The organism is Anaerotignum sp., assembly GCF_045122575.1.
Taxonomy (GTDB): Bacteria; Bacillota; Clostridia; order Lachnospirales; family Anaerotignaceae; genus Anaerotignum_A.
The window spans coordinates 1-3599 of record NZ_JBGVHV010000092.1 but is presented as its reverse complement, the minus strand read 5'-3'; the positions used below and the strand labels follow the sequence as shown (position 1 = coordinate 3599).

The 3599-nt window shown below is 41.5% G+C and carries 6 protein-coding genes and 1 rRNA gene; 3 read left to right on the top strand and 4 right to left on the bottom strand.

Going from position 1 to position 3599, the window contains the following annotated elements; translation table 11 throughout:
• A 16S ribosomal RNA gene (locus tag ACJMLT_RS04065) occupies positions 1–120 on the bottom strand; the annotation flags it as partial.
• Positions 121–687: 567 nt separating this feature from the next.
• Between ACJMLT_RS04065 and ACJMLT_RS04060 the strand changes: the two genes are divergently transcribed.
• The 3 genes from ACJMLT_RS04060 to ACJMLT_RS04050 are packed head-to-tail and all read left to right on the top strand — an operon-like array spanning position 688 to position 1883.
• Positions 688–993, top strand: coding sequence for a spore coat associated protein CotJA (locus ACJMLT_RS04060; RefSeq protein WP_405726967.1), 306 nt, complete (start codon positions 688–690; stop codon positions 991–993).
• A complete protein-coding gene (locus ACJMLT_RS04055) occupies positions 993–1280 on the top strand; it encodes a spore coat protein CotJB (RefSeq protein WP_405726964.1) in 288 nt (95 codons plus the stop codon). The genes ACJMLT_RS04060 and ACJMLT_RS04055 overlap by 1 nt, the downstream gene beginning before the upstream one ends.
• The gene (locus ACJMLT_RS04050; protein ID WP_405726962.1) at positions 1281–1883 is read left to right on the top strand and encodes a manganese catalase family protein; all 603 of its coding nucleotides are present in this window, start codon (positions 1281–1283) and stop codon (positions 1881–1883) included.
• Positions 1884–2038: 155 nt separating this feature from the next.
• Here the strand turns inward: ACJMLT_RS04050 and ACJMLT_RS04045 are convergent, their stop codons facing one another.
• The 3 genes from ACJMLT_RS04045 to ACJMLT_RS04035 form a co-directional block, all read right to left on the bottom strand.
• The gene (locus ACJMLT_RS04045; RefSeq protein WP_405726959.1) at positions 2039–2422 is read right to left on the bottom strand and encodes a VOC family protein; all 384 of its coding nucleotides are present in this window, start codon (positions 2420–2422) and stop codon (positions 2039–2041) included.
• Between the two features lie 35 nt (positions 2423–2457).
• Positions 2458–3411, bottom strand: coding sequence for an ROK family glucokinase (locus tag ACJMLT_RS04040; RefSeq protein WP_405726957.1), 954 nt, complete (start codon positions 3409–3411; stop codon positions 2458–2460).
• Positions 3412–3430: 19 nt separating this feature from the next.
• On the bottom strand, positions 3431–3599 hold a 169-nt coding region (locus ACJMLT_RS04035), incomplete at its 5' end, for a DUF134 domain-containing protein (RefSeq protein WP_405726970.1).

Sequence of the window (3599 nt, the reverse complement as noted above, 5' to 3'; positions counted from 1 at the left end):
CCGCCACTAAGATGAGAAGAAATCCTGCCGAAGCTCTCATTCAACTCTTCTTCGTTCGACTTGCATGTGTTAAGCACGCCGCCAGCGTTCATCCTGAGCCAGGATCAAACTCTTATATTAAAGTTTAAATCGTGGCCAGATCATTTTCTGGCTAATTGTGTCCGGTTTTGCTAAACCGGTAAAAGTCATTTAGCATTCGTTTCCGTTTGCTTGAATTGACTATGGGTTGTGTGTTATTCATATCCATTGTTCAGTTTTCAAGGATCAATCTGCTTTTTCAGCAGCGAAGATTATTTTATCAGATCTTCGTTTCTTCGTCAAGTACTTTTTTAAGCACTTTTCGGATTCATTTTTCATTTCTTTGCTGCGTTTGCAGCAACGAGCATTACTTTAACAGATTTCTCATTCACAGTCAAGCACTTTTTCTTGTACATTTCCGTTCTATTCTGTTGACTCGCTGTTTTTGCAGCAACGAATGATATAATAACAGATGAGCCAACCTCTGTCAACACTTTTTTCTACAAAAAAACAAATTCTTTTTTCCCGTTCCATTAACGATAATAAATATATTTATATATTATAGAAGAAACTCTACTTTTATAATAACTATCATACTATTCTGCTCTTTCACCATTATTCCTTTTTTTCATATCATAGATATTGTAAATCCCTTAAGGAGGCAATGATATGAAAGAAATGTGCAGAAACTTCGTCTGCAATAACAACCGCTGCCCACAGTCAGCTGCAAACTCTCCACGGGCGGCTTCTGCAGAAAATGCAAACACCCTTACCGCCACTCCCGTAGCTTCTATGGGAAACTGTAACGCCTGCGTAATGGAACGCATTGGCCTGGCACAGGCTTTTATCCCTACTCAGCCCTACGAAGATTTGAAAGATCAGGAACAGAGTCTGGTTTGCGGCACGGTATTCTCCGAACTGTCCATGCCATATTGCTCCGGTTGGAATCTGTATCGTTTTGGAAGGGAGGCATAATGATGGATCATGATGAACTGTTGAAAAAACTATCCGAACTGGACTTCATTGCAGTAGATCTGGCACTGTTTCTGAACACGCATCCTGAAAATACCGAAGCAATTCAGGCATACAATCAGGTCATCACAACAGCAGATGCCGTTCGTATGAAATATGAAGAAGCTTATGGCCCTCTCTGCTCCTTCCGCAGCTATGCATCCAATACAAATCATTGGGAATGGAACAATGACCCTTGGCCCTGGCAGGCAGACGCAAATATTTCTTTCGCCGGAAAGGAGTGTAAATAAATGTGGATCTATGAAAAGAAATTACAATTCCCCGTAAAAATCACGCAGCCCGATGGCCGTATGGCAAAAATCATTCTTTCGCAGTTCGGTGGACCTGACGGCGAATTGGCTGCATCAATCCGCTATCTGAGTCAGAAATTCACAATGGTAACTCCCGAAGCAAAAGCCACGTTAAATGATATCGCTACTGAAGAACTGGCTCACCTTGAAATGGTTGGTGCCATGGTCCATCAGCTGACGCAGGGTCTTTCCAAAGATGACATCATTGCCGCAGGATTAGATCCTTACTATGTGGATCACGGTCTGGCAGTATATCCCGCATCTGCTGCCGGTGTTCCTTTTACTGCATCCTATGTGCAGTCTAAAGGAGATCCTATCACGGATCTGTACGAAGATATGGCCGCAGAACAGAAAGCACGGTCGACTTATGAATACCTCATCGATCTGGCAGAAGATCCCGCCGTACTTGCTCCCCTCCGTTTCCTGAGAGAACGGGAGATCGTTCATTTCCAGCGGTTTGGCGAAGCTCTTGACATCGCCCGTGATTATCTAAATCAGCAGCATTATTTCTTTATGCATAAAAATGGATATATCGCGAAATAAAGCTAATATAATAACAAAAGCGGCATGCTAATTCATGCCGCTAAATCATTTTGTTGTTATCCTAACATCACTTGATATAAAAATCCATTGCCATTCGGATCCAAAACTGCGGATATTGGATTGGATTGAATGGCAATGCTATGAAAGTGCCTAAATTATATCGTGATTTCTATCAGATTTCCTTCAAAGCCAATAATACAGCTTTCATAATATCCATCACCTGTTGTTCTGGGTCCACTAATCACTTCATATCCATCTTTTCTCATTCTCGCTGTCAACTCATCTACAGCTGCCTTACTACCAAGACTAAACGCAATATGGATATAACCAGTACGTGTTAAAGTTTTGTTTCCATCTTTCATTACCGGCTTATTCATAATTTCCAAACGAGCACCATTATCAAATCTTAAAAAGTAAGAACGAAAATCTGTGGATTTATTATGATATCCATCATTAGAAACTGCATAAAAGTATTTGATAAAGAAATCCTTTGCTGCCTCCAAATCATTTACATACATTGCAATATGTTCTATATGCATAAGTCACCTCTGCATTTAAGCAAATTACTGCTGCTTCAGCAGCCTTCTCCAAACGCATCCAATGCCAGTTTCCAGGCACCATAAGCACCAGCATCATTTCCCAGCTCTGCCAAAAGGATTTTTGTTTCCCTACAAGCATGGAATGCGTATTTCTGAAAGTATTTCATTGTGCCATCAACCAGAGGCTTACCCGCTTTGCTGACACCGCCACCAATCAAAATCACATCAGGATCTGTCACACAGCATATATTCGCCAAAAACAGCCCCAAATAGCTGTAAACCTGTTCCAGAATAGCCTGTGAAGTTTCATCACCTTTCTCCGCCGCCTCAAACACATCTTTACACTCAATTTTTTCTAACATACGGAGAACACTGGCATCTGCAGATTCTGTCAGAAATCTGTTTGCTACTCTCACAACACCAGTTGCAGAACAGTATTGTTCCGCGCATCCATATTTACCGCAGCCACAAGCTTCTGTTTCTTCTTTTTCCAAAACAATATGACCAATTTCGCCACCAGCACCGTGTACACCGTTTATAATTTTCCCTTTTACTACAATGCCGCCGCCAATGCCTGTCCCCAGGGTTGCCAGAACCACATTTTCATAGCCTCGTGCGGCACCACACCAACATTCTCCCAATGCAGCCACGTTTGCATCGTTACCTGCTTTCACAGGAAAACCCGTTAATGCAGTTAATTCTTTTTGCAGGTCTACCTTGCCCCATCCCAGATTGACACATTTATTCACTATGCCATTATCGTCAACAGGTCCGGGAACACCTACGCCAATACCAATAATCTGTTCTACATGGATATTTCTTTCAATCAAATAACTATTTATAGAGACTGCAATATCAGAAAGAATGGCATTTCCGCCATTTTCAGTATTTGTTTTGATTTCCCATTTATCCAGCAATATGCCTTTACAGTCAAAAAATGCAATCTTAACTGTTGTTCCACCAATATCTATGCCAAATCCATATTCCATCACTTACAGCCTCCTCTTATTAATCTATTATTTCATTGATTTTATACTCTCCGCCTTCAATTCGCAACGGACGGCCTTCCACCAAGGCAGCTGCCATTTTTCTTCTTGCAGAACGATGAATTCTCTGGGCTGTCGCACGAGAAACATTCATATATGACCCACATTCCTCCTGAGAAAGTCCTTCATAG

Excerpts from the sequence above, each read along its gene's own strand:
- ACJMLT_RS04040 (WP_405726957.1), bottom strand. The coding sequence starts at position 3,411 with ATGGAATATGGATTTGGCATAGATATTGGTGGAACAACAGTTAAGATT.
- ACJMLT_RS04060 (WP_405726967.1), top strand. The coding sequence starts at position 688 with ATGAAAGAAATGTGCAGAAACTTCGTCTGCAATAACAACCGCTGCCCA.
- ACJMLT_RS04055 (WP_405726964.1), top strand. The coding sequence starts at position 993 with ATGATGGATCATGATGAACTGTTGAAAAAACTATCCGAACTGGACTTC.
- ACJMLT_RS04045 (WP_405726959.1), bottom strand. The coding sequence starts at position 2,422 with ATGCATATAGAACATATTGCAATGTATGTAAATGATTTGGAGGCAGCA.
- ACJMLT_RS04050 (WP_405726962.1), top strand. The coding sequence starts at position 1,281 with ATGTGGATCTATGAAAAGAAATTACAATTCCCCGTAAAAATCACGCAG.